Origin of the sequence: Hominimerdicola aceti, from assembly GCF_025567495.1 — a bacterium.
Classification (GTDB): domain Bacteria; phylum Bacillota; class Clostridia; order Oscillospirales; family Ruminococcaceae; genus Hominimerdicola; species Hominimerdicola aceti.
Genome location: NZ_JAOQJZ010000008.1, coordinates 1 through 22626, shown reverse-complemented (window position 1 = coordinate 22626; position 22626 = coordinate 1). Strand labels below are relative to the sequence as shown.

The window sequence follows — 22626 nt, the reverse complement described above, 5'->3', positions numbered from 1 at the left end:
TCATAAAAAACCTAATCCACGGGCGAACGCTGTTCGCCCCTACATGAGTAGAGGTAGGGCTTTCTATCTGCTTTTTACTTTTTCTGCTTGATGTGTATTCTTTCGCCTTAAAGGAGAAAACTCGTTTTCGGCGTCAGGGTCACAAATATTTATTAGATTTTTATTGTGGCGAATAAAGGGTCTTGGCGGTCACTCCCTCAAGCCTGCCTATCTTGCCTGCAAGAGAATTTATAACGTTCTGCGGAGCGTCAACTGCCACACTTATTATGTTCATGCCACGCTCTCGGTATGGCAGACCCATTCGTCCTATTATATACTCGGCATGCTCATGAAGAATTGCGTTTATCTCCTGCGCAGAGCCGTTATCGTGTGCGATTATTGCAAGTATTGCCACACGGGTATCCATAAAACACCCCCGTAATGTAAAAGTGTACTTTATCTTACTTTATGATAGCACGATTTGTTGACGTTGTCAATTGGAAGTTATCTATTTGAATAAAATTTTTAGATAACATTTGACTAAAATATACGACATATACTATTGACAAGTAAAGTTAGCCATGGTAAACTTATTTTGTGGAGTTCTTTTAGATAAAACATAAGAATAAAATATAGCTATGGAGGAAAAGACAATGACTCTTGATAAGCTTAAAACGGGTGAGTCTGCCGTAATAAAAGCGGTAGGCGGCGAGGGTGCGCTTAGGCTGCGTTTTCTCGACATGGGACTTATACCCAAAACAAAGGTGAAAATGCTAAAGCGTGCGCCAATGGGCGACCCTCTTGATATAGTGCTGAGAGGCTACGAGCTGACGCTCAGGATAGAGGACGCAAAAAACATAGAGATAGAAAAAACAGAGGAGAATGACCATATATGAGATTTGCCCTTGCAGGAAATCAGAACTGCGGAAAGACCACGCTTTTTAACGCCCTTACAGGGTCTAATCAGCACGTTGGAAACTTCCCCGGTGTAACAGTCGAGCAGAAGGTCGGTGACATAAAGGGGCAGAAAAACTGCACTGTGGTGGATCTGCCGGGAATATACTCACTGCGTCCTTACACGCAGGAAGAGATCGTCACCCGTGACTACATAATAAATGAAAAGCCTGACGGCATTATAAACATTGTTGACGCCACCAATATAGAGCGAAATCTGTATCTCACTTTACAGCTTCTTGAACTGCGTGTGCCAATGGTGCTTGCCTTAAACATGATGGACGAGGTAAGAGCCAACGGAGGAACGATAGACGTAAAAATGATGAGCGACGCACTTGGCATACCTGTTATACCAGTAAGTGCGGCAAAGGGCGAGGGTATCTCAGACCTTATCGACAAGGCTGTAGAAACTGCCCGAAACAAGACAAAGCCTGTTGTCACAGACTTTTGCTCAGACGATTCCGCTGTGCACAGATGTATACACGCAGTTGTTCATCTTATCATGGATCACGCAAACCGTGCAGGCATACCGCCGAGATTTTGTGCTTCAAAGCTTATTGAGGGTGATAAGAATATCGAGGATCAGCTTGAGCTTAATCAAAACGAGCTGGAGCTTCTCGAACACTGCATAGTGGAAATGGAGGACGAATCAAAGCTTGACAGAAATGCGGCGCTTGCAGATATGCGATACGACTTTATCGAGAAAGTCGTTGCCATAAGCGTTGTGAAATGCCACGAGAGCCGAGAACACAAGCGGAGCGTAAAAATAGACCGCATTTTAACGGGAAAATACACTGCCCTGCCTGTATTTTTCGGTATAATGTTTCTTGTATTTTTCCTCACATTCAATGTTATCGGCTCGACCCTTTCCGATTGGCTTTCCCTTGGTATAGACAAGCTTACCGACCTAGCAGACAAAGGGCTTACGGCCTACGGCATAAACCCTGTTGTACACAGCCTTATAATAGACGGAGTTTTTGCAGGCGTTGGAAGCGTTCTAAGCTTTCTGCCTATAATAGTGACGCTGTTCTTTTTCCTTTCCATACTGGAGGACACGGGCTACATGGCACGAGTGGCGTTCGTAATGGACAAGCTTCTTAGAAAGATCGGTCTTTCGGGACGAAGCTTTGTGCCTATGCTCATAGGCTTCGGCTGTTCAGTGCCTGCCATAATGGCGACGAGAACGCTTGTATCAGACCGTGACAGAAAAATGACCATACTTCTTACCCCTTACATGAGCTGTTCGGCAAAGATACCTATTTACGCAGTTTTCTGTGCAGCATTTTTCAAGAAATATCAGGCGCTTGTGATGATAGGCTTATACATAACAGGCATAGTGCTTGGGATAATAGTTGCACTGATACTGAAAAATACAGCTTTCCGTGGCAAGCCTGTGCCGTTTGTAATGGAGCTTCCAAACTATCGTCTTCCTTCGGCAAAAAGCGTAGGACTTCTTCTTTGGGACAAGGCAAAGGACTTTATACAAAGAGCTTTCACAGTTATATTCTTTGCGACTATCATAATATGGTTTCTTGAAACCTTTGACGCAAAGCTCAACGTTGTAAAAGACTCCTCCGACAGCCTGCTCGCCCTTATCGGTCAGGCTATATCGCCAATATTCAAGCCTTTGGGCTTTGCAGATTGGAGAGTGACCACCTCGCTTATATCAGGCTTCACTGCAAAAGAGGCGGTAGTAAGCACAATGGCGGTACTGATGAACACAAGCACTGCAAATCTTGGCACTGCTCTTTCGGGAGCATTCTCCACCCTTTCCGCACTGAGCTTTCTCGTATTCACCCTGCTTTACACCCCATGTGTTGCGGCGGTGGCGACCATAAAGAGAGAGCTTGATTCAAGGATACAGACAGTAGGCGTTGTGATAATGCAGTGCATGGTGGCATGGCTTTGCGGCTGTGCGGTATATCAGATAGGAGCGTTATTATGAATACAGCCGACTGGATAGTGGTGATACTTCTGCTTTTATGGGTAGTGACGGCGGCAATAAGTATATCAAAGCAAAAGAAAAAAGGTAAATGCTGTGGCTGTTGCTCACACTGTCACAGCAGATGCGGCAAAAAATAAGGCATAAAAATAGCGGAGAACTGCAAAAAGAATGCGTTCTCCGCCATTTTATTAATATACAAGCAACACTAAGAAAATCAAAAATTTACAATACATCTGACTTTTTTCGTTAATACACCTGACAAATAAGCAAAAATGTGATATAATATAGCTTAGGGCGAAGTTATCTACCCTGTTTTTTTGAGATATAGTTAGCTTAGCCTAACTTTGTAAAGAAAACCAGCTTAGAAAGGTCGGTATTATGAAGAAACAATTTTTTAGCAATGAGAAAGACGGTTTTTATGGTACATATTATGAAAACCCAAAGGGTGCAAACTGCGCAATGATAGGTCTGTTCGGCGACGATCCTAATGACTTTATGGCAAAGTGCGGAGCAAAATGGCTTCACAAAAATGGCGTGAACGTTATGTGTATGTCACCTGACGTGAAGAACTACGGCCATGTGAACTTCCCGCTTGAAAGGATAGAGACCGCTATAAAGTGGCTCAAAAGCCATGGAAACAAGAAGATAGGCATAATGGGTATGAGTACGGCAGGAATGGATTCCCTTGTGGCAGCTTCATATTTCCCTGACATAACACTCACTTTCGGTCTTACGCCAAGCGACTTTGTATGGCAGGGCTTTGAGCAGGGCGAAAAAGACGGCTGCAAGGAATGGCCTATTCCTGACGCTTCCACACTTTCATGGCAGGGCAAGCCGCTTGCCTATATGCCGTTCGTTTATGCCCACCCTGAATACTATCACAAAATAGAAGAAGAAACCAAAGGCTCGGGAGATATAACACGAAGCACGCACCTTTTTATCGACTCTGAAAAGGCAAGAGAACATACAGAGGAAGAAATGATAAAGGTTGAGAACATCAAGGGCAATCTTATAATGGTGGGTGCTGATGACGACAGCTTCTGGGAGGCCGGAAAATACGTCCGCCGCATGGATAAGCGCTTGAAAGAACGCCCTCACGAGTGCGATTACGAAGCCCTGACTTACGAGCATGGAACGCACTTTGTGCTTCCTGAGACAATGCTCAGAAAAGCACTTCCTGTGGGACTTAAATTCGTAATGAAATTTATTTTCAAGGCTGCAAAGGACTACCCTAAGGAGTGCGAGCAGACAAGAAAGGATATCGACAGACGACTTTCTGCGGCTTTAAAACAGTGGGTAGCTGAATAAAAAAGCCCATAAAATACGCTATTTTGTGTAGGAGCGACCTCTGTTCGCCCCTTGCTCGATATGTTTTACGATAAACCAAGACCGATTTCCAGCGAAAAAAGCTGAAAGTCGGTCTGTTATTTTTTGCAGCAGCATAAATGCTTTCAAAAAGAAGATTTTTGTGAATTTTGTGAGTTTTCTATTGACATCAGAGTGTGGATATGGTAAAATTAACGGTATGTGAATATTTTCTAATAGCAGTCACATATCAAAGCAAAAAACAATTATTTTATATAGATAGTGGTGGGTCATCGGGACCCTGACGAAGGAGCAAGCCATGTTTACAAGCGATACAGCGAAATATAAAATAATAGGTATCTGCACTTCATGCGTACAATCTGACTATGTGAGAGATATAGTATCTTCCATAAGCCGAAAGGGTGTAAAAGAGGGCTACAAGGTGCTTCTTTTTAACACCTTTTGCGACCTTTATCACAACATTTCCTACAACCATGGTGAAGCAAGCATTTTTGATCTTATAAATTATGACATTCTTGACGTACTTATAATAATGCCCGAGGCAATAAAAAGAGACAGCATTTCCAACGAGATAAGCAAGCGTGCCCATGAACACGGTGTTCCTGTCATATGCGTTGACAGTACAATGGATAATTGCTGCAGTGTGACATTCAATTACTCTGACGTTTTTGAAAAGATAGTTCGCCATGTGATCGAATTTCACGGCTGCAGAAGAGTTAATTTCATTGCTGGCGTAAAGGGCAATGCTTTCTCAGAAGAGCGTATAGAAGCATACAAAAAGGTGCTTGCGGAAAACGGCATAGAATTTGAGCCTGAGCGTCTTGGCTATGGTGACTTCTGGGATATGCCAACAAAAGGAGTATTGGAGAAATTTTTAGAAAGCAGTTTGGAATTTCCGCAGGCGATAATATGTGCAAACGACGCTATGGCGATAGCAGCTTGCAGCATACTGAGAGAACGCGGCATAAAAGTGCCTGAAGACGTTATTGTAACGGGCTTTGACGGCATCGAACTTGAACAGTATAACAGCCCTCGTCTTACAACGGCGGCTGTAGACAATGATGTGCTTGGCGAAAAGATAATAAACGCCATAGACCATATGATGAACGGAGTGCCTCTTCCTGAAAAAATAGAGGTCAGCTACACCATGAGGATATCCCAGTCATGCGGTTGTAAGAAAATAGACCCGAGAGAAGTAGGCGACAAGATCCTTGAGCTTTACCACAGAATGAACAATTCTGATGGTCACGAACAGCATATGTTCTCTTATCTTGCAAAATCAGTGGAATGTCACACCGTAGAAGAAATGGCAAAGGTAATGGCACGTTCGGGAGATTATTATAGCTGGGTATGCACAAACTCTGATTTTCTGTCAAACACGAGGCAGAGAGAACGCTTTAATAACAGCTTTACAAAGCAGATGAGAGTTTTCATGCAGACTTTTGACAACAAATACAAGACCGGTGAAGTTTTTGACACCAAGGATCTTTTGCCTGATATGGAGCAAGTCCTTGGACGCCATAACTGCTTAATGTTCTCGCCGCTTCATTTTCAGGACGAGGTCATAGGCTATGCGGCAAATTCATTTAGTCCTATATATTTTCTTTTCCAGAACACAAGACGTTTTATAAACAACACCAATCAGATAATGGAGAGCTTTAAAAACCGCCAGCGGCTTGAAAGGGCAAATGCGGAGCTTGCAAGGATACATATGCTTGACCCCATGACGGGGATATATAACCGCAGGGGCTTTTACAAGAACGTAAAAAAGCTTATTTCAAAGGCTGAGAAACAGGGCGTAGGCGTATGGGTATTCTCTATTGACATGGACAACCTTAAAAAGATAAATGACCTCTATGGTCACAACGAGGGTGACAAGGCGATAAAGGCAGTGGCGTCGCTGATGACAAAATGCACTGCAGAAGGTGGGATATGCTCACGCTTCGGCGGTGATGAATTTGTAGCTGTTATCGCTGAAACAGACGGTGCAGACAGCTTTTACGAAAAGGTATCCCGCAGCATTGCAGAATACAATCGCAGAAGCAAGTCGCCATATGATGTGTCGATAAGCTGTGGCTACAAGGCTGGAAAGCCGAAAACATTGAAAGAGATCGACGATCTTATGAAAGAGTCAGATCGTGAGATGTACACGCAAAAGCGTAAACATCATAGTCGGCGGGACTAACAGACATAACAAGAGGGCGGATAGTTTGAAAACTTCCGCCCTTGTTTTTATGCTATTTGGGTATGTCAACTCCCTCAAGAAAGATCTTCAGCCCGATCAAAACGAGTATAATGCCGCCTGCTATTTCTGCCCTGCTCTTATATCTTGAGCCGAACTTATTGCTATGGCGAGTCAACTTTTTTTGTCAAATAAACATTTGACAAAATTGCAAAACTGTGATATAATAACGATTGTAATATGTTTCCGTAGCTCAGCTGGATAGAGCGACCGCCTCCTAAGCGGTAGGTCGGGTGTTCGAATCACCTCGGGAACGCCATAATGTGAAGACAAAAAAAGATGTCTCCTGCGAAAAGCCCGAATATATCGGGCTTTTTTGCTACCCAAAGGTAAACAAAAACGAATGAAGGCGAAATGGGGTCTGTTTATGACCGAACAGAAAAAGAATACTATCATAACAAGCGGCATCGCTGTACTTGCCGTGATACTGGCATATTGCTTCCGAATTGTGGGCAGGGGCAGCTTCTACCCGATGCTGTTTTCCTATCTGCGCAGCTTTATCTATATCGGTCTGTTCGCCGCCTGGGGGCTCTCCGTCCGTCAGCGGATCGTGCAAAAGCAGGTGTGCAGGTTTATGACGGTCACCGCAGTACTGCTCATCATATGGATGGTAGTCCGTTCGGCAAAGTATTTTATATTCTGGCAGCCGGATGCCGTCCGTTACCTGTGGTATCTGTTCTATCTGCCCATGCTGTTTGTGCCTATGCTGGCGCTGCTGATCGCCATGTCATTGGGAAAGCCGGACGAATACAAATTTCCCAAGGGAATGTCGATTCTGTGGATCATCTCCGGCACATTGCTTCTGCTCGTGCTCACAAATGACCTGCACCAATTCGTATTTACCTTTCCGAAGGACGCCGCCGTGTGGACAGACAAAAACAACGGCTACTCGATAGGCTACTTCATTATTGTAGGCTGGCAGGTGCTGTGTGCCTTTGCCGCACTCGTAATTATGTTTTTCAAATGCCGTGTGCAAAAAGGAAGGCTCCACTTTCTGCCCATTGTTCCTATGCTGCTGACGATCGTTTACAGCGTGCTTTACTATGCGGGTACGGATTGGCTGCTCCACTTGTTCGGCGATATTGCCACATTCCAAAGTGTGATGTATATTCTGACCTTTGAGTTTTGCATCGCCTGTGGATATATACATTCAAACAGCCGTTATGTGGACTTGTTTGCCTCCTCTGTGGGCACATCGGCAGAGATCACCGACAAGGACTTTACCGTTCGATATGCAGCTGTAAACACTGCGCCTATTTCAAAGGAAACGATGAAAAAAGCCGAGCAAAGCCCGGTCACGATGGGCGGCTTGACCGTTCACACCATGCCCATTGATGGCGGCTATGCCGTATGGACAGAGGATGTGTCGGCTTTGCGTGACATCAAGGAGGACTCCGAGCTTCTTGCAGACGAGCTTGCCGACAGGAACGAAATACTCCGTTATGAATACAAGCGTGAAGCCAAGCGCCGCAAGGTGGAGGAGCAAAACCGCCTGTATGATCTCCTGCGTTCCGCTACGCAGACGCAGATCGACCGCATTGCAGAGCTCACTAAGGAATACCGCCAAATCTCAAGCACCGATCCCGACAGTGCCAAAACGCTCCTTGCCGAGATCGCCGTGCTGTGCAGCTATATTAAACGCCGCAAGCATCTGACGCTCCTTACCGACCGAGATATTAAAATAGCAGAAACGGAACTCCACCGTGCCTTCAATGAGTCCCTCCAAACGCTGAAGCTGTTGGGCGTCCGCAGTTCGCTCTATGTGGACGAATCTCTTTCCATGCTCTCCGGCAAAACGGCGACTACTGTATTCGATTTTTATGAATCGGTTATTGAAGCCGACATTTTGAATTTAACAGGCATACAGGTAAGCCTCATAAAGGCAAACGGCTTGCGCTTGTCACTGAATGTGTGCTGCAAAGCCGACCTTTCCGCTTTGGTAAACGGAGACAGTATCCGCTGTGAAAAAGAGGATGACGAGGAATACCAGCACCTTGTATTTGAAGCGAAAGAAGGTGACAGAAAATGAGTGCATTTTCTTCCCTTTCCGAATTTTGGCAGACCATGCTGCCGTTTATCATGCTTGTGGAGATCGTCCTTGAGATCGGGCTGTTTATGTATCAGCTTCTTCGCAGCAATAAGCCGGTGCGCAGCCTGCTGAGTCTGGCGGTCATGGCGGTGATGATCCCGCTGCTATTCTCCGTTTCTCAGGCAGATACCGATAATATCGAGGACGCATTTCTGCTGGACGCACCGTGGCTGATATTTGCCGCTGCCATTTTCCTTGCGGCAGTTCACTTTGCCATTGCTCTGCCGCAGGAATACCGCCGAAAAAAGAACGAGCTCTCACCGTTCTCCATTAAGGAAGCAACCGATAAGCTGCCTATGGGCATCTGCTTTGCCGACCCGAACGGCAGGATCATCCTGTGCAACAACCGTATGCGCAGGCTCTCCTTTGCCCTTTGCGGCCACGAGCTGCAAATCAAAAGCGATATGGAAAATGCCCTGAGCGCGCCGGACAGATCCGTAACCGTCAAGGATGATTGCTACATCCTGCCCGACAAGACCGTCTGGCAGTTTCGCACACAAAATATCACCGTGGACAGCGATGACCGCTGGCAGCAGATAACGGCGCACAATGTAACCGAGCTGTATAACGGCTGCCAAAAGCAAGAGGAAATAAATGAAGAACTGGCAGAAGTCAATCGAAAGCTCAAGAAGATGTACGCTCGCATGGAGAACGATGTCAAAGAGAAGGAAAGCCTTGACCTGAAGGTCTATATTCACGACACCATCGGGCGAAGCCTCCTGACCATCCGTGACATCATAGACAGCGGAGAGGATACCGAGCGAAAGCTTGGGGCGCTGCAAAATGCCATCGGTATGCTGGCAAGCAACCGTGTCACCTCTGTCAGCACAATGGACGAAGTAAAAAGAACTGCACAGCAGCTTGGCGTGGCTGTAAAAATCGACGGCTACCTGCCCCGTGATACCGCAGCCGAGGAGCTGACCGTTTCTGCCGCCAAGGAGTGCGTGACCAACTGCATCAAGCACGCAGACGGGAATGAGGTATATATCCGCATTGCCCAGCGAGGCGAACGCTATGATGTTACCATAACCAACAACGGCAAAATACCCACAGAGCCGATAAAGGAGGGCAGTGGCCTGTCAACGCTTCGCCGCAGTATTGAAAGCTCCGGCGGTGAAATGCATATTTCGCACAATCCACGCTTTGCTCTTCTGATTACGATTCCCGCAAAGGAGATGAGCCTATGATAAACACCATACTTGTAGAGGATGATCTATACATCCAAAAGCACTTTGTCGATCGTCTTGCGGCAGACGGCGAGTTTCATCTTGTCGGCGTTTTCCGTGACGCCTTTGAAGCGGAAAAGCACTGCGACGCCACCGTAAAGCTCGTCCTTATGGATGTGCAGACGCATCATAAGCATTCCGGTCTTGCAGCCGCAGAGCGCATCAAAAAGGTTTTTCCGCAAATCAAGATCGTTGTGGCCACCTCGCTTGTCGATCCCGAAGTTTTGCAAAGAGCCAAAATGGGTGCTGCCGACAGCCTGTGGTATAAGGATCACGGAACAGAGGAGTTGATGAGCGTGGTAAAGCGCACCCTTGCAGGCGAAAAGGTATTCCCCGATACCGCTCCGGCCATTGAAATGGAGGGTACGATGTCTGATGCCTTCTCGCCCCGGCAGTTAGACATCCTGCGCCTTTATATAAAGGGCTTTACCTATCAGGAAATTGCCGATAAGCTGGGTATCTCCAAAAACGGCGTTCGCTGGAACCTGGACGATATGGTGGAAAAGGGCGGCTTTGAAAGCAGAGAAGCGCTGGTTGCAACCGCCATTGAAAACAAGCTCATGGTGATCACCTTAAAAGACGAATAAGCAAAACTGAACCCCTTGGCTGTACGGTCAAGGGGTTTTTCGCGCCCAAAAGGCAGAAATTTTTTGAAAAAATCGAGATTTTTCTTCTGTTACTGGCACAAGTGCCAGTGACAAACGCCAAAAAATCAGTATAATAGATAATGTAAGATTAGGATTGTGCTTTTAGAAGGTGGTGATGAATGATGAAAAAAATCGTTCTGGACATTCAAAGCGATATCCATGCGCACACCATGGAGCGAATGCTGATGCAAAAATTGGACGATTGCCAAGTTGTGATCTCCGAGTCGCCGGACGCAACCGCCGAGTGGTGCAAAACGCATCGACCGGATGTGCTTTTAATGGAGATCAAGGCGTATTCACCCTGGATGTTCAAAGAACGAATGGCGATCCGTGACAAGGTAAAACGGAACACGGAAAGCTGTCGTGTCATTCTCTTTGTGGATGATGATACAGATGAAGATTTGACCGAAAAGGTACGGCAGGCAAAGCGCGAGGGTCTGATAGACGCTTTTCTCTTCGGTTCGGTATCCGAAAACTACTTTGCTTCGGTCATCGACAGTGTTTAAATCAGGCAACACAAAAAGCATAAAAATCTTCAAAATAATTATGAGGGAGGAATAATAGTATGACAAAAACGAACAAACGAAGGCGCGTCGCCAGCGTCCTGTTGGCGCTTGTGATGATGCTCTCATTGATGCCGAGTCAGGAACTTCATACCCATGCCTTTTGGGACGACTACGACCAAGGCACAGATTGTATCTACTGCGACCACTACCACTGGGGTGAGAATATGTGCGACGGTTGCGGGTTCTGCACTGTTGACTGCAACTCCGACTGCTTCGCTGAATTCCACTGCAACGATTGTGGTGAGTGTCTGTTCAATACGCCCTATTGGTGCGATCAATGCTACAAGTGCGCCGACTGCATGGAGGAAACGCACTGCTCGACCTGCGGCAAATGCTACATCGGCGAGGATGACCAGCTGTGCGGCGAATGCTATAAGGGTCCCTGCTGCTCCATAACCATCTGCGACTCCTGCGGCTTCTGCGATGACTGCGCAAACGATGACAGCGACCCGATGCACTGCTCGCTTTGCAACAGCTGCTTCGGTGCGGTGGACGAGTGCGTGGACGACGATGATACCGGCGTCATCCACTGCATCGATTGCCACACGTCCTGCGAGCAGTGCGAGGAATGCCTGCTGAACCGGGAATCCTGCGAGGAATGCGGCCTGTGCCTTGAGTGCTGCCGAGATAACTCCGAGGGCGGCGGCTGTCCGGACGGCGAGACCTGCGTGGAAAGCGCCGAGTGGGACGAGCACATCTGCCAGGGCTGTGACGGCTGGGTCACAGATAAGGAGGACGAGGACGAGTTCTGCGAAACCTGCGAAATGTGCAAGGAGTGCTGCGAGGGCAACTCCGACTGCTCCGAGGGAATGTGCGCAATGGACACGGACTATGCGGATCACTTCTGTGAGGACTGCGGCCTGTGCTTCCACGACAGCGATCCCTGCGAGGACGGCTGCGATCAGCGCTGCAAGGACTGCTGCCGAGATGCCGTAAGCGCTATGGGCTGCGATCATGACGACTGGTGCTTCAGCGACTCTGATTTTGAGGATCATTTGAAGACGGAGCATTCCGGCGCCGGACATACCCACATAGCCTCCGCCAGCTGGGCGGCTGACGGAACGCAGCACTGGCACCCCTGCCGCTATTGTGACGATAAAAAGCTGAATGCCGCCAACCATGAATTTGACGCCAATGGCGTGTGCAAGGTCTGCGACTACATCAGCGGCAGTTCCATCGTCATCAACCGCCAGCCGAGGGGCGTCAAGTGTAAGACCTCTATCTACAGCAGCGGCGATTATGACGAAGAGCCGGAAAACGACCTGCTGTACAGCGAACATAACTGGGTCACCTTCTCTGTCTCGGCAAAGAGCCTGAAAGGCGACGAGCTGACCTATCAGTGGTATCAGAAGAATAATGCGAATCCCACGGCGGCGCCCTACAAGCTGCCGGAGAAAGATTACTATGTGGACGTGAACACCCCAACGCTGAGGCTGTCGGTTTCCGCCGAGGCCTGCATGGATGACTACTCCTACTACTGCGTCATCGGCAGAAAGGGCGACCCTTCGGACACCATGAAAACGGCGGAGGCAAAGCTGACTGCCACCCATGCCTACAGCCATAAGCAGGCGGGTGTGCCTGTGCCCACGGAGGAGAACCCCATAAAAGTACACCCAAATATTATTTACTCCACATTCTGCGGAAGCAGAATGTTTCTTTTCTCCGTAAGCCCTTTGTCAAGGAACTTGTAAAAGATGTGAATCTGCCTGTCCTCGTCCTTGCTTTCGGGACGATCACCAATCACGATGTACTCGATAAGCTCCAAACAAGTCTCACGGGTAAGCTCCTGAATATCGACATACTTCTTGATATTTTCAATGTATCTGTCAATATCCTTTTCAGCCTGTTCAGCGGTTTCGCACTTTTCTTTCAGTACAGCGACTTTCTCTCTCAGCATCTTCTGCTCATCAAGATACTGATTCAGCATTTTCACGCAGAGTTCTTCGGGTACAGTACCGAGGAGCTTTTCTTCATAGGTCTTACTGATAAGCGTTTCGAGCTGTGCAAGCCTTTTCTCACCCTCATGGAGTTCCTTGCTGTTATGCTGGCTCTCCGCATCGGCAGTAGCCTGTCTGCGTTTTCTAACGGCTTCACGGAGTGCGTCCTCGTCCTCAACGGCAAGTCGTGCCTTTGCTCTAATATCGTCAACAACAATCTGTGAAATTACTCTTTCCAAAATGGAATGAGGAGTGCAGCCGTCCATTCCGCTTCTAACATAAGTACCACAGCGATAGCTGACAGTCTCATATGTTCCACGCTTCTTAGAGGTGTGCATGGTTCTGTTCATTTTCATCTTGTAACCGCAGTCTGGGCAGTACATAAATCCTGACAGCGGAAGAATCACGCCTTCTTTTGTTGTCTTGCCGATACTCACCGATGCGTCAACCTCTCTAACCTTGTCCCACAGCTCTCTTGAAATGATAGGTTCATGATTATTTTCAATCACTATCCATTCCGACCTGTCCTTGCGTATCTGCTTGTGATTTTTGTAGGATACCGTTGTCACTCTCTGCTGTGCGAGATTTCCGATATAAATCTCATTGTTAAGAATGCCACGCACCATACAATCATTCCACAGATGTGAAGTCACAAGGGGATTATCTTTGCCTTTAAGCTGATAACGATGATCCGAGGGAGTTGCGATGCCGTCCTTGTTAAGCTGTATAGCGATCTGCTTCGGACTTAACCCTCTTGCCCTCTGCTCAAATATACGTCTTACGATAACGGCGGCATCTTCATCAATCAAGGGCGTATGCTTTTCATCATCTGCCTTGATGTAACCATAAGAAGCTGAAGCCGCCAGATACTTGCCCTGCCGAGAATTTGCTGCCATGACACTGCGTACCTTCTTTGACGTGTTGGCGGCGTGCCATTCGTTGAATAAATTCATCACAGGCATAAGATCCATTGCCGAACTGTTTCTGTCAAGCGTGTCTACATTGTCGCTCAGGGCGATGAAGCGGATATTGAATGAAGGAAAAATGTAATCTATATACTGACCGACCTCGATATAATTTCTTCCGAAACGTGAAAGGTCTTTACAGAGGATAAGATTTATCTTTCCCGACTTTGCATCATCAAGAATCTGCTTGATACCTGGTCTATCGAAACTTGTTCCCGAATAGCCATCGTCCTCGCATATCTCGATAAGATTCCACCCCTCCTGCTTGCTGACATATTCCGTCAGCATCTTCTTCTGATTTTCAATCGAAAGGGATTCGCCCGCACGTTCGTCCTCCTGCGACAAACGCACATAGATCCCGACATTGTAAGTAGTTTGCTTTGCCATAATAACTCCTTTCCAATCAAAGCAAACCATATTCGATGATACAACTATTATAGCGCAGAAAACCGAATATGGCAAGTCTTTTTTCAAAACTTTTTAGTTCTTTTCGGTTTTCTGAAACGCTCTTTTGAAAGCAAGTTCATAAAGCACCTTATCAAGGTCTTTTTCACCCACGAAATGACTTGTCACAGCATAACGCTGACCGTCCACTTCGTACACGGCTTTGCTGGTCGGCTTATCTTTATATCTCTCATTCAGCTCAGCCAAAGTAAATCCTGTATCTTTTCTTGGCAAGTGTCTCCTTTCCGCCTGCGATTATCTATCTCTACACGCAATGGCTTTTTGTTGCAGGGGCGTTACGCCTGCACAGGTGCTGTACGGAACGGCAGAGCCGTCCCTTACACAGCAATCGTTTTGTTGTCGGAATATATGTTACTCCGAATAGGAATGATCTGTTTCTGAAAAGCTCATCTGCTTAGCGTACTTTTCGGAATAGCTTTCGTCCGAGCTGTTGTCAGCATCGGCAGAACTATCGTCAGCCAGCTCACCAATCTGCTCATAGGTCATACCGCTTGCTGTCAGCTTGCCGATCAGCGTATGCTCCGCAGTCACAGCATCGAGAAGTGCCTGTCCCTCCGCACCGCCGTAAAGCTGTGAGAGCTTATCGTAGGTGTAGAGCTTGCTATCAATGATGACCTTGCGCCTGCGCTCCTGCACAGCTTTGATAGACTTTTCGTAGCTGTCGAGCTTTGCCTGATTCTCCGCAAGAACAGCATCCGTAATGATAACAGCGGACTTCTCATCAACCTCGGTCTTAGCTTTCTTACTCATTCTCATCACCTCCCAATGTATTGGATTTAGGGATAATACCCTATGCTAATATTATAGCATTCTCGGACAGCAAAAGTCTATTCGCATTGCGCAAGAAGTTGAGTGCGCCATAAAACTTCTTCATTCGTGAAATTGTTATGGGGAATTTTGCAGAAAGCAGACCGAGCATTGCAAATCCGAGCCATATCACATTGACTGCATACTGCATAGGTCACCATTTCTGATTTATTCAATACGGAGAATTATTATCACGGAGCAACTATTTTTATAAAAATCATGCCCGTTTCCTGATTGAACGTGCTTGTATATATAGAGGGGGTTTTATCCGAGTGCCGCCGTGACCTATTCACATTCTGTATAGAAATATGCTGTTGAATTTAGGCACAAGGGAGAACCGTCATGAACAAAGTGTAAACTTTTCTGAAAAACAACGCCATTTTCTCAAAAACACCGGTAGAAAAGTGAAGGGCTTTGACGTTGTGACGATCACACGCACCCCTGCATATCATTTTCATCATAAAATTTTTCTGCGGTATACTTAACGAAGCGGTCAATAATTTGGTATTAACTTATGGGAGCATATTTCATAGGACTGCCGCCCAGACTGCGCAATAACTGCGCTGAGCCAGTTTACAATTTCAAGAGTGATGATATTGAGTGCATCACGCAGGAGCGTGAGCGAGTATGACCGCCGACCTAAGCGGCGGAGAGTTTAAGTCGCATAGCTCCAAATTCGCTGACGGAGCATCGAAAGCCTGAGTGATATGAAAATCCCACAGGCTGGAAAATAGCGCTACAGCGCAACAAAAATAACAAGCATTGTATTTTGCGCCGCACAGCGAGCGAAAATACCAAATGCTTGTTAGGGACACCCCAAGCCCCGAAACGACCGCACAGCGGTCAAGAAAATCGGCTAACGCCGAAATACAAACAAAGGAGACACCACTATGAAAACCGAGAAAAAGAAGCGTGGAAGACCGCCCAAACACAAGGCTATGGAGTTTGAGGGTATGACCTACGAGGGAGCAATCAATCACGCACTTGACAAAGAGGTCAGAGCCGACCTTGACAAGTGCCTTGCCGACAAGGACGAGAGCCAGCTTACCGACGATGAACGCAAGTACCTGAAACGCAAGAAGGAGAAGAAGTCCTACACCCTCAATGTTCGTTTCACCGAATCGGAAATGCAGGACATTCTTTCCAAGTGTGAGCAGTACGGTTACAAGAACAAGACCGAGTATATCCGTGATTGTGTTCGGGCGAGGGTTGATCTCACGCCCGACCGTTCCGAAATTGCCGAGTGTAACCGTCTGATGAAACGCATCGGAGCAAACATCAACCAGATACTTGTCCGACTTTACAGCACAGGTCACATCTATGCCGAGGATATTACCGAGATAAAGAAAGGGGTAAACGAAATTTGGCATACACTTCTATCCATACGATCAGGGCAACAGTCAGCGCAGCGATCGCTTACATCACAAGAGATGATAAGACCATCGACGGTTTATATGTCAACTCTTATGCTTGCCGAGCCGATAGCGCAGGAGCAAGCGAGGACTTCCGAGCCGTCCGAAACACAGGAACAGGACGCACCCAAATCCTTGCCTACCACATGATACAGAGCTTTGCCCCCGGTGAAGTCACGCCCGAACAAGCTATGCAGATCGGAGAGGAGCTGTGCGACCGTTATCTGAAAGGCGATTATCAGTATGTCATTGCTGTTCATCATGACAAGTCGCACCTGCATTGCCACATCATTTTCAACAACACAAATCTGTATAACGGTCTGAGCTTTACCACCGAGCATAATCAAGGCAGAAAGTCTGAAAGAGCGTGGGCAGAGTTGCGTGAGATTTCGGACGAGATATGTGCTGAACACGGTATATCTGTTATCTCCGAGCCTGAAAAGGGACATGGGGTATCTCACTTTGAGAGGAATATGCAGAAAGAGGGCAAGTCGTGGAAAGATAAGCTCCGTGTCAGGATTGCGGAGGTCATGCTTTACAGCCGTGACTTCAAGGATTTTCTTGAAAAATGTTCGGAGTGCAGTATCGAATATGTTTACAAGCCAAGCAATAAGGTCAAGCTGAAATTCCGTTTATCAGGTGACGGTCAACAGAAGTTTACAAGAGCCGACACCCTGGGCGCAGACTTCACCCCCGAACGCATAGCCGAGCAGATAGCGGAGATACAGGAAAAGCTGTCAGCGGCGAATGTCACTCCCGATATGCTTATCGAAGCGCCGAAGCCTGTTGTTCCAAAGACCGAGCCGAAGCCGACACAGACAGTCACCGCACCGACAAAGCCGAAACAATCTGCCGAGCCTGAAACTATCACCGAAACAAGTGAAACCGCAAAGAGAAAAGCTGCTGCGGAACAGGTGGAGAAGTTCTTTGCAGCCCGACGAGCAAGACGGCAGGCACAGCTTGATATGCTTAACGCAACTGCTATCAATCCGAAGCCTGAACCGTCTGCCCGGACACCACAGCCCACACCTACGGAGAGTAAAGCACCTGAAAAGAAAGAAGATCCGTGGAAAGCTATCAGAGGTATGGGCAGAGCAAACGAAATCATCGCAGACCTTGAAGCTGGTGGCGTTATGTCATTCAGCGAGCTGTCTGGATTCTTCTTCAATACACCTCACTCCGATGACCACACAACTGAGCGTGCCGATCTGAAAAAGAAGTTTACAGCTATCGACACGCTCATTGCAAAGATGAAGCACCGTGACGAGCTGGAGCCTGTTTACAAGGAGTATCAGGGCAAATCGGGCTGGTCGCAGAGCCGTTTCAAGAAGAAAAATGCCGCCACTATCGAGGACTACGAGCAGACGGTCAAGTACATCAAGGAGCATATCAAGAAGTATGCTGTTGACGGCAAACCGCCGACGATGCTTGACCTTTTGGAGAAGTCCAACAAGCTGAAATCGAAGTGGAACAGGCTTAATGTCGAGCATACCGCATTCCTCACCAAGCGTGAAACGGCGAAGAAGTACACCCGACAGGTGCGCCAGTACATCAACGAACAGCAGATGAAGCGTGAGCGTGAGAAAAGCCGTCAGAGGACACAGGCTAAACATAGAAATAAAAATACACTTGAATAAAGAAAGGAAACAACAACTATGAGCAAAATAGGTTATATCCGTGTTTCTACGGAGCATCAGGAAACAGCGAGACAGCAGGAGATCATGTGCAGTTATCAGGTTGACCGCATCTTCTCCGAGAAGCTGTCAGGAGCGAACACCGACCGCCCTCAGCTCAGGGCAATGCTTGACTATGTGCGTGAGGGTGACACCCTCTACATCGAGAGTATCAGCCGTCTGGGACGCTCCACAAAGGACTTGCTGAACATCATCGACACCCTCACAGACAAGGGAGTAACGCTCATCAGCCACAAGGAGAAAATTGACACCGACACTCCTGCGGGCAAATTTATGCTCACCGTGTTCGCTGCACTCTCACAGTTGGAGCGTGAGCAGCTCAAACAGCGACAGCGTGAGGGCATCGAGATCGCTAAGGCTCAGGGCAAGTACACCGGGCGAAAGCCTATCCCCACCGACTGGACGAGGTTCGGTCAGCTCTATGGGGAATGGAGAGCCAAGCACATCACGGGCAGGGACTTTATGCGGAGAATGAATATGTCAGCAAATACTTTCTACCGCCGTGTGCGTGAGTATGAACTCCGTCACGGCATCACCGAGCCGACCTCAGCTTGACCGTCAGGCGAACGGAAATGCCACACATCACTATCCGAGCCTGCGGAGCGGAATTCTAACCGCTGAAAAGAAAAAGCCCTCAGAAACGCTTACAAGAGCATTTCCGAGGGCTTGCGGTTATTCAGTTCCAATAGAGTTTGTGCCTGTTGTGGTGTGCCCCACAATGCCTATTCAGACTTGTGTGGAACGAAAAATATAGTATTTGGCAATAAAACAAGATAACAATAAATTTATAGTTTAGTTAACTACATAGACATTTCCCTTTATGGCGATTTCGTTTATTATGGCACTACGGTTCAAATCTTTTTGGGACAATAAAACAATACCTATAATATTAATATCAGATTGCTTAATAGTATCTTTACCTGTATTAATACCGTTTCTTATGTTTTCAAATTCGTCTTCCAAATAAGCGTGTTTATCATTTATTATATTAACAAACTTATCTAATGGTGAAATGAGCTTTTCGCCAGCATAGAACAACGGGATACCATACACTCCTCTTTCGTCATTTTGAGGATTTTGAATCGTTGGTAGTGTTGAATCAGAATCATTGTAAGTATCGACCCAAAGCCATGTCACTGTTCCGTATTCACTATATTCATCTATTACAGATGATATATCTGATGAATTGATTGCATTCTTGAATGATACATATATTTTGCCTTCGCCAAGGATTGTTGAAACATCATTATCTTCTTCTGGCGTGGGGAGAAAAAAACGTTGATATTGAGAAGAATCATTTTCTTTAATAAGACAATTAGGAAAGTCTGTATTTGCGTTTACTCCGCTTGTGCCTGTCAATAAGCCGATTTTTTCAAATATGAATTTCTGATCAAGACTCACTTTTAATCTGAATGTAAATTTGTTAGTGTATTCTGTTGTGCTAAAAGGATAACTAAGAATAGAGTATTGATATTCATTACTGCTCTTTTGCTTGATGTCAAGCTCATTTCCATTTGGACAGCTTATATAATAATAATCTTGTATATCTTTATTCATTTGAGTCATCATTTTATCTCTGTTGTGATACTTAGATAAAACAAAAGTGCCTGCCGTAACTAATAATGATATAATTATAATTGTTTTTTTCATTGCTTCAACTCCTCTGACATCGGTTTATTCGGATGCGGAACGGGAGCAATACATAGAATGATTGGTAATGCTATCATTATGAAACTGATGCTGAATATTGGCGTAATATGTCCGCTTACATTGCAAATGCCGTAAGAGAAAACCATCATCACCATGACAAGCGTGAACATACAACTAAGATGACTGTTAGCGTGAAACCCACCTACAAACTGTCTCAACCCCATAAATACGGCTATGAATACAACAACCGCAGGCAGCGTATGGGAAAACAGAGCAATCAGCAGGACGATAATGGTATTCAGCACATCAGAGATCAGCAGCTCCATTCCATATGCGTAGATCACCTCTTTGGATTCTTCCGTTATGTTCTGAACCACAAAAAAGTGTGCTATGCTTTTTGCAAGTTTTGAAATCATTTCTGAATCACTTCCTGCAAAAATCATAACACAAGTTGCAAATTTTTTCAATAGGTTTTGAGAAAAAAGGTCTCAAAGTGTCCCCAAATGTCGTCTTCTTGTCCCGAAATGCAAATAGTTAAATTTGTAAACAATTACGAACCATAATGTTCAGCTTAAAAATTCCGTCATCATAATCGAAACTTACTAACCCACCCAATCTATCAACGGAGGATTTGATACTGTTTATCCCTATGCCGTGAAGCCCTTGTTCTTTCTTTGTTGATGTTAAAACAGATGTATCTACCTTATCTGATGTATTTGTAATGACAATAAATAGCTTCTCTCGTTCTTCCATTAGGCTTATCCAAATATGCTTATGTGATACACCAGCTCTCTGGCAACCTTCTATTGCATTGTCAAGAGCGTTTCCGATGATACGGCACAACTCCAATTCGTCTGCCTTGATATTTGTTATGATATTGACCTTGCAAATAAACTCTATACCGTATGTCTGAGCAAGAGAACCCTTGATGTTCACAATAGAATCGACGGCATTATTACCAGTATAGCAGAGTCTGTTAGCAAGCCTTACAAATGAGCTTAGCTTGACAAGATATTCCTTAGCAGAATCAGTATCATTGTTTTCCAACATATCATTCAGAACTAAAAATTGATTTTCAATATCGTGTTTAAACTCTCGTACTTGCTTGTATGACAGGGTAAGCAGCTTATAGTTTTCCTGTTCCTGTTGCTTTATTGTTTCAAGGTATTTTAACTTTATCTTATCTTCAAAACTTTCAAAGAAATTAAACATAGCAAGGTTTATAAAGATAATTCCTGCAAGAGAAACGCCCAAAGAAACATAACTATAAGTGTTGCTGCCAACAAATCCATCAAGCATTGTTTGTAAAAGAAAAATACTTATGATTGGAATAACTATTATCAATATCCAATATTTTATCGGCAGTTCACGAATTTTTTTGTTTATTATGCGGTGCATCAATCCTATAAGCCATAAATAAATTATATTTGTGCCTACCATTCCGAGATAACGTCCTAAACCAGACTCTAAGAATTCATCTGGTGTTCCCATATTAGCAATGCAAAGTAATCCAATCACAATAGGTTCAGATATAGATATAATCAGTAAAAACAATATGTTCCAAAATATTTTATGACGGATTGAATCATCATAACAAATAAAGGACATGGAGCTAATAAGAATAATGGTTGTAATCAGATACACTAAAATATTATCTGTCAACAAAACTGTCGCTGACAGTATTACAGTAGAAAGAAGATACGACAGATAAAGAACTGCTTTATTAACTTTTGCCTTACTCAACAAGGAAAAGTATAAGAATACCAACATCATTTCAATTGCTACATTGACAATCTCAATGATATTTTCAATCAATACGGGCAACTCGATCATCTCCCTGTTGCATAGTTAAGATAGCGAGCAACTATCTCATCTTTATATGTTTTGCCTATGGGGATTTTTCTGCCGTTGCTTAGAATAATATCGTACTTGGTAATATTCTGTATATGGTCAAGATTTACAAGTATTCCACGGTTTATAATAGCGAAATTGTACTTTAACAACTCGCCACACACAGTTGAAAAATCGCCGCCGTACTCCAATTCACCATTAACTGTGAATAGTGATACCTTTCTTCTATGTCCCTCAAAGTAAAGAATATCTGTCAGCCTGAACTTGAATGACAGATTTTTATTATTGAAAGTGAAAGTTCTAAATCGCTGCTGGCACTCAGCAATGATAGAATTTAGCTGTTTGGTATATACATAGTCTGGCTGATTTTTCAATATATAGCGAAACGCTCCCACATCGTAGCCCTTAACGGCAAATTCGGCATAATTCGTCAGGAAAGAAATAATAACTGAACCATCTATCTGTCTGATTCTTTCAGCGGTCTGCAATCCGGTCAGATCGGGCATTTCAACATCGAGTATGATGACTTCATACATTCCCTTGACATAGAAACTCAATAAGTCTCTCCCGCTTGTAAATTCGTGTATTTCGCAGTCGGGGAGTTTCATTTCTCTTAATCTGTTATGAAGTTGTTTTAAGAATACAGGTTCATCATCAACGATAGCAATATTCATAGCAATCACCTCACAATTGGTCATGCTTTATGTATCAGTTATCATTATACCACATCGGAGAGATTATTTCAAGAGAAAAAATAGCTATGCCTCCATTAATAGTGTAGTGCTACAATAGATATTGGACAAAATTAAGAAAAAAGAAAAGAGAGATAGGCAAAAATCTGATAAAATAAAGTTACCACACAAATACAAAT

The 22626-nt window shown here is 45.3% G+C and carries 22 protein-coding genes, 1 tRNA gene and 1 pseudogene; 15 read left to right on the top strand and 9 right to left on the bottom strand.

Annotated elements, in window-relative coordinates; genetic code table 11:
- Nucleotides 1–160: 160 nt before the first annotated feature.
- A complete protein-coding gene (locus OCV57_RS08630; RefSeq protein WP_267301182.1) occupies nucleotides 161–406 on the bottom strand; it encodes a TM1266 family iron-only hydrogenase system putative regulator in 246 nt (81 codons plus the stop codon).
- A 226-nt stretch (nucleotides 407–632) separates the two neighbouring features.
- Here OCV57_RS08630 and OCV57_RS08625 point away from each other — a divergent pair, with 226 nt between their 5' ends.
- From OCV57_RS08625 to OCV57_RS08605, 5 genes are all read left to right on the top strand, one after another.
- Complete coding sequence (locus OCV57_RS08625) at nucleotides 633–875, top strand: FeoA family protein (RefSeq protein WP_022287113.1); 243 nt, start codon at nucleotides 633–635, stop codon at nucleotides 873–875.
- Nucleotides 872–2878, top strand: a complete 2007-nt coding sequence (feoB, locus tag OCV57_RS08620; RefSeq protein ID WP_117859321.1) for a ferrous iron transport protein B — start codon at nucleotides 872–874, stop codon at nucleotides 2876–2878. Before OCV57_RS08625 ends, feoB begins: the two co-directional genes overlap by 4 nt.
- On the top strand, nucleotides 2875–3015 hold the full coding sequence (locus OCV57_RS08615; protein WP_022287115.1) for a FeoB-associated Cys-rich membrane protein: 141 nt from the start codon (nucleotides 2875–2877) through the stop codon (nucleotides 3013–3015). Before feoB ends, OCV57_RS08615 begins: the two co-directional genes overlap by 4 nt.
- Before the next feature lie 241 nt (nucleotides 3016–3256).
- The gene (locus OCV57_RS08610; RefSeq protein ID WP_117863056.1) at nucleotides 3257–4186 is read left to right on the top strand and encodes an acyl-CoA thioester hydrolase/BAAT C-terminal domain-containing protein; all 930 of its coding nucleotides are present in this window, start codon (nucleotides 3257–3259) and stop codon (nucleotides 4184–4186) included.
- Between the two features lie 316 nt (nucleotides 4187–4502).
- Nucleotides 4503–6389, top strand: a complete 1887-nt coding sequence (locus tag OCV57_RS08605; protein WP_195221215.1) for a diguanylate cyclase domain-containing protein — start codon at nucleotides 4503–4505, stop codon at nucleotides 6387–6389.
- 52 nt (nucleotides 6390–6441) lie between these two features.
- Here OCV57_RS08605 and OCV57_RS08600 read toward each other — a convergent pair whose 3' ends face one another.
- Nucleotides 6442–6564, bottom strand: a complete 123-nt coding sequence (locus OCV57_RS08600; RefSeq protein WP_267301179.1) for a manganese efflux pump MntP family protein — start codon at nucleotides 6562–6564, stop codon at nucleotides 6442–6444.
- Between the two features lie 64 nt (nucleotides 6565–6628).
- Between OCV57_RS08600 and OCV57_RS08595 the strand changes: the two genes are divergently transcribed.
- From OCV57_RS08595 to OCV57_RS08570, 6 genes are all read left to right on the top strand, one after another.
- Nucleotides 6629–6705, top strand: a tRNA-Arg gene (locus OCV57_RS08595).
- Between the two features lie 108 nt (nucleotides 6706–6813).
- Entirely contained in the window at nucleotides 6814–8475 is a 1662-nt protein-coding gene (locus tag OCV57_RS08590) for a hypothetical protein (protein WP_267301177.1), read from the top strand.
- Nucleotides 8472–9722, top strand: a complete 1251-nt coding sequence (locus OCV57_RS08585; RefSeq protein WP_267301176.1) for a sensor histidine kinase — start codon at nucleotides 8472–8474, stop codon at nucleotides 9720–9722. Before OCV57_RS08590 ends, OCV57_RS08585 begins: the two co-directional genes overlap by 4 nt.
- Complete coding sequence (locus OCV57_RS08580; protein ID WP_267301175.1) at nucleotides 9719–10348, top strand: response regulator transcription factor; 630 nt, start codon at nucleotides 9719–9721, stop codon at nucleotides 10346–10348. Before OCV57_RS08585 ends, OCV57_RS08580 begins: the two co-directional genes overlap by 4 nt.
- Before the next feature lie 179 nt (nucleotides 10349–10527).
- A complete protein-coding gene (locus OCV57_RS08575) occupies nucleotides 10528–10914 on the top strand; it encodes a hypothetical protein (RefSeq protein ID WP_267301174.1) in 387 nt (128 codons plus the stop codon).
- A gap of 59 nt (nucleotides 10915–10973) precedes the next feature.
- On the top strand, nucleotides 10974–12665 hold the full coding sequence (locus OCV57_RS08570) for a hypothetical protein (protein WP_267301173.1): 1692 nt from the start codon (nucleotides 10974–10976) through the stop codon (nucleotides 12663–12665).
- On the opposite strand, the gene OCV57_RS08565 is transcribed toward OCV57_RS08570, so the two are convergent.
- The 3 genes from OCV57_RS08565 to OCV57_RS08555 all read right to left on the bottom strand — a co-directional run bounded on the left by OCV57_RS08565 (nucleotide 12599) and on the right by OCV57_RS08555 (nucleotide 15091).
- Nucleotides 12599–14263 carry a recombinase family protein gene (locus OCV57_RS08565; RefSeq protein WP_015558955.1) on the bottom strand — a complete coding sequence of 555 codons (1665 nt, stop codon included), beginning with the start codon at nucleotides 14261–14263 and terminating at the stop codon, nucleotides 12599–12601. The two genes, OCV57_RS08570 and OCV57_RS08565, sit on opposite strands and share 67 nt — an antisense overlap.
- A gap of 93 nt (nucleotides 14264–14356) precedes the next feature.
- Complete coding sequence (locus tag OCV57_RS08560; RefSeq protein ID WP_038670326.1) at nucleotides 14357–14554, bottom strand: hypothetical protein; 198 nt, start codon at nucleotides 14552–14554, stop codon at nucleotides 14357–14359.
- A 138-nt stretch (nucleotides 14555–14692) separates the two neighbouring features.
- Nucleotides 14693–15091 carry a hypothetical protein gene (locus OCV57_RS08555; protein WP_015558956.1) on the bottom strand — a complete coding sequence of 133 codons (399 nt, stop codon included), beginning with the start codon at nucleotides 15089–15091 and terminating at the stop codon, nucleotides 14693–14695.
- 947 nt (nucleotides 15092–16038) lie between these two features.
- Between OCV57_RS08555 and OCV57_RS14275 the strand changes: the two genes are divergently transcribed.
- The 4 genes and pseudogenes from OCV57_RS14275 to OCV57_RS08540 all read left to right on the top strand — a co-directional run bounded on the left by OCV57_RS14275 (nucleotide 16039) and on the right by OCV57_RS08540 (nucleotide 19008).
- Nucleotides 16039–16710, top strand: coding sequence for a plasmid mobilization protein (locus OCV57_RS14275; RefSeq protein ID WP_015558958.1), 672 nt, complete (start codon nucleotides 16039–16041; stop codon nucleotides 16708–16710).
- Nucleotides 16626–18197, top strand: a pseudogene (locus OCV57_RS08550) (relaxase/mobilization nuclease domain-containing protein); the annotation flags it as partial. The gene OCV57_RS14275 and the pseudogene OCV57_RS08550, both read left to right, overlap by 85 nt.
- An 18-nt stretch (nucleotides 18198–18215) precedes the next feature.
- Nucleotides 18216–18809 carry a recombinase family protein gene (locus OCV57_RS08545; protein WP_015558960.1) on the top strand — a complete coding sequence of 198 codons (594 nt, stop codon included), beginning with the start codon at nucleotides 18216–18218 and terminating at the stop codon, nucleotides 18807–18809.
- The gene (locus OCV57_RS08540; RefSeq protein WP_147337900.1) at nucleotides 18769–19008 is read left to right on the top strand and encodes a hypothetical protein; all 240 of its coding nucleotides are present in this window, start codon (nucleotides 18769–18771) and stop codon (nucleotides 19006–19008) included. Before OCV57_RS08545 ends, OCV57_RS08540 begins: the two co-directional genes overlap by 41 nt.
- A gap of 38 nt (nucleotides 19009–19046) precedes the next feature.
- Here OCV57_RS08540 and OCV57_RS08535 read toward each other — a convergent pair whose 3' ends face one another.
- From OCV57_RS08535 to OCV57_RS08520, 4 genes are all read right to left on the bottom strand, one after another.
- A complete protein-coding gene (locus OCV57_RS08535; RefSeq protein ID WP_267301168.1) occupies nucleotides 19047–19904 on the bottom strand; it encodes a hypothetical protein in 858 nt (285 codons plus the stop codon).
- Nucleotides 19901–20320, bottom strand: coding sequence for an accessory gene regulator ArgB-like protein (locus tag OCV57_RS08530; protein WP_181984080.1), 420 nt, complete (start codon nucleotides 20318–20320; stop codon nucleotides 19901–19903). The genes OCV57_RS08535 and OCV57_RS08530 overlap by 4 nt, the downstream gene beginning before the upstream one ends.
- A 118-nt stretch (nucleotides 20321–20438) precedes the next feature.
- A complete protein-coding gene (locus OCV57_RS08525; RefSeq protein ID WP_157864625.1) occupies nucleotides 20439–21728 on the bottom strand; it encodes a sensor histidine kinase in 1290 nt (429 codons plus the stop codon).
- 5 nt (nucleotides 21729–21733) lie between these two features.
- The gene (locus OCV57_RS08520; protein WP_015558963.1) at nucleotides 21734–22429 is read right to left on the bottom strand and encodes a LytR/AlgR family response regulator transcription factor; all 696 of its coding nucleotides are present in this window, start codon (nucleotides 22427–22429) and stop codon (nucleotides 21734–21736) included.
- Nucleotides 22430–22626 lie beyond the last annotated feature (197 nt).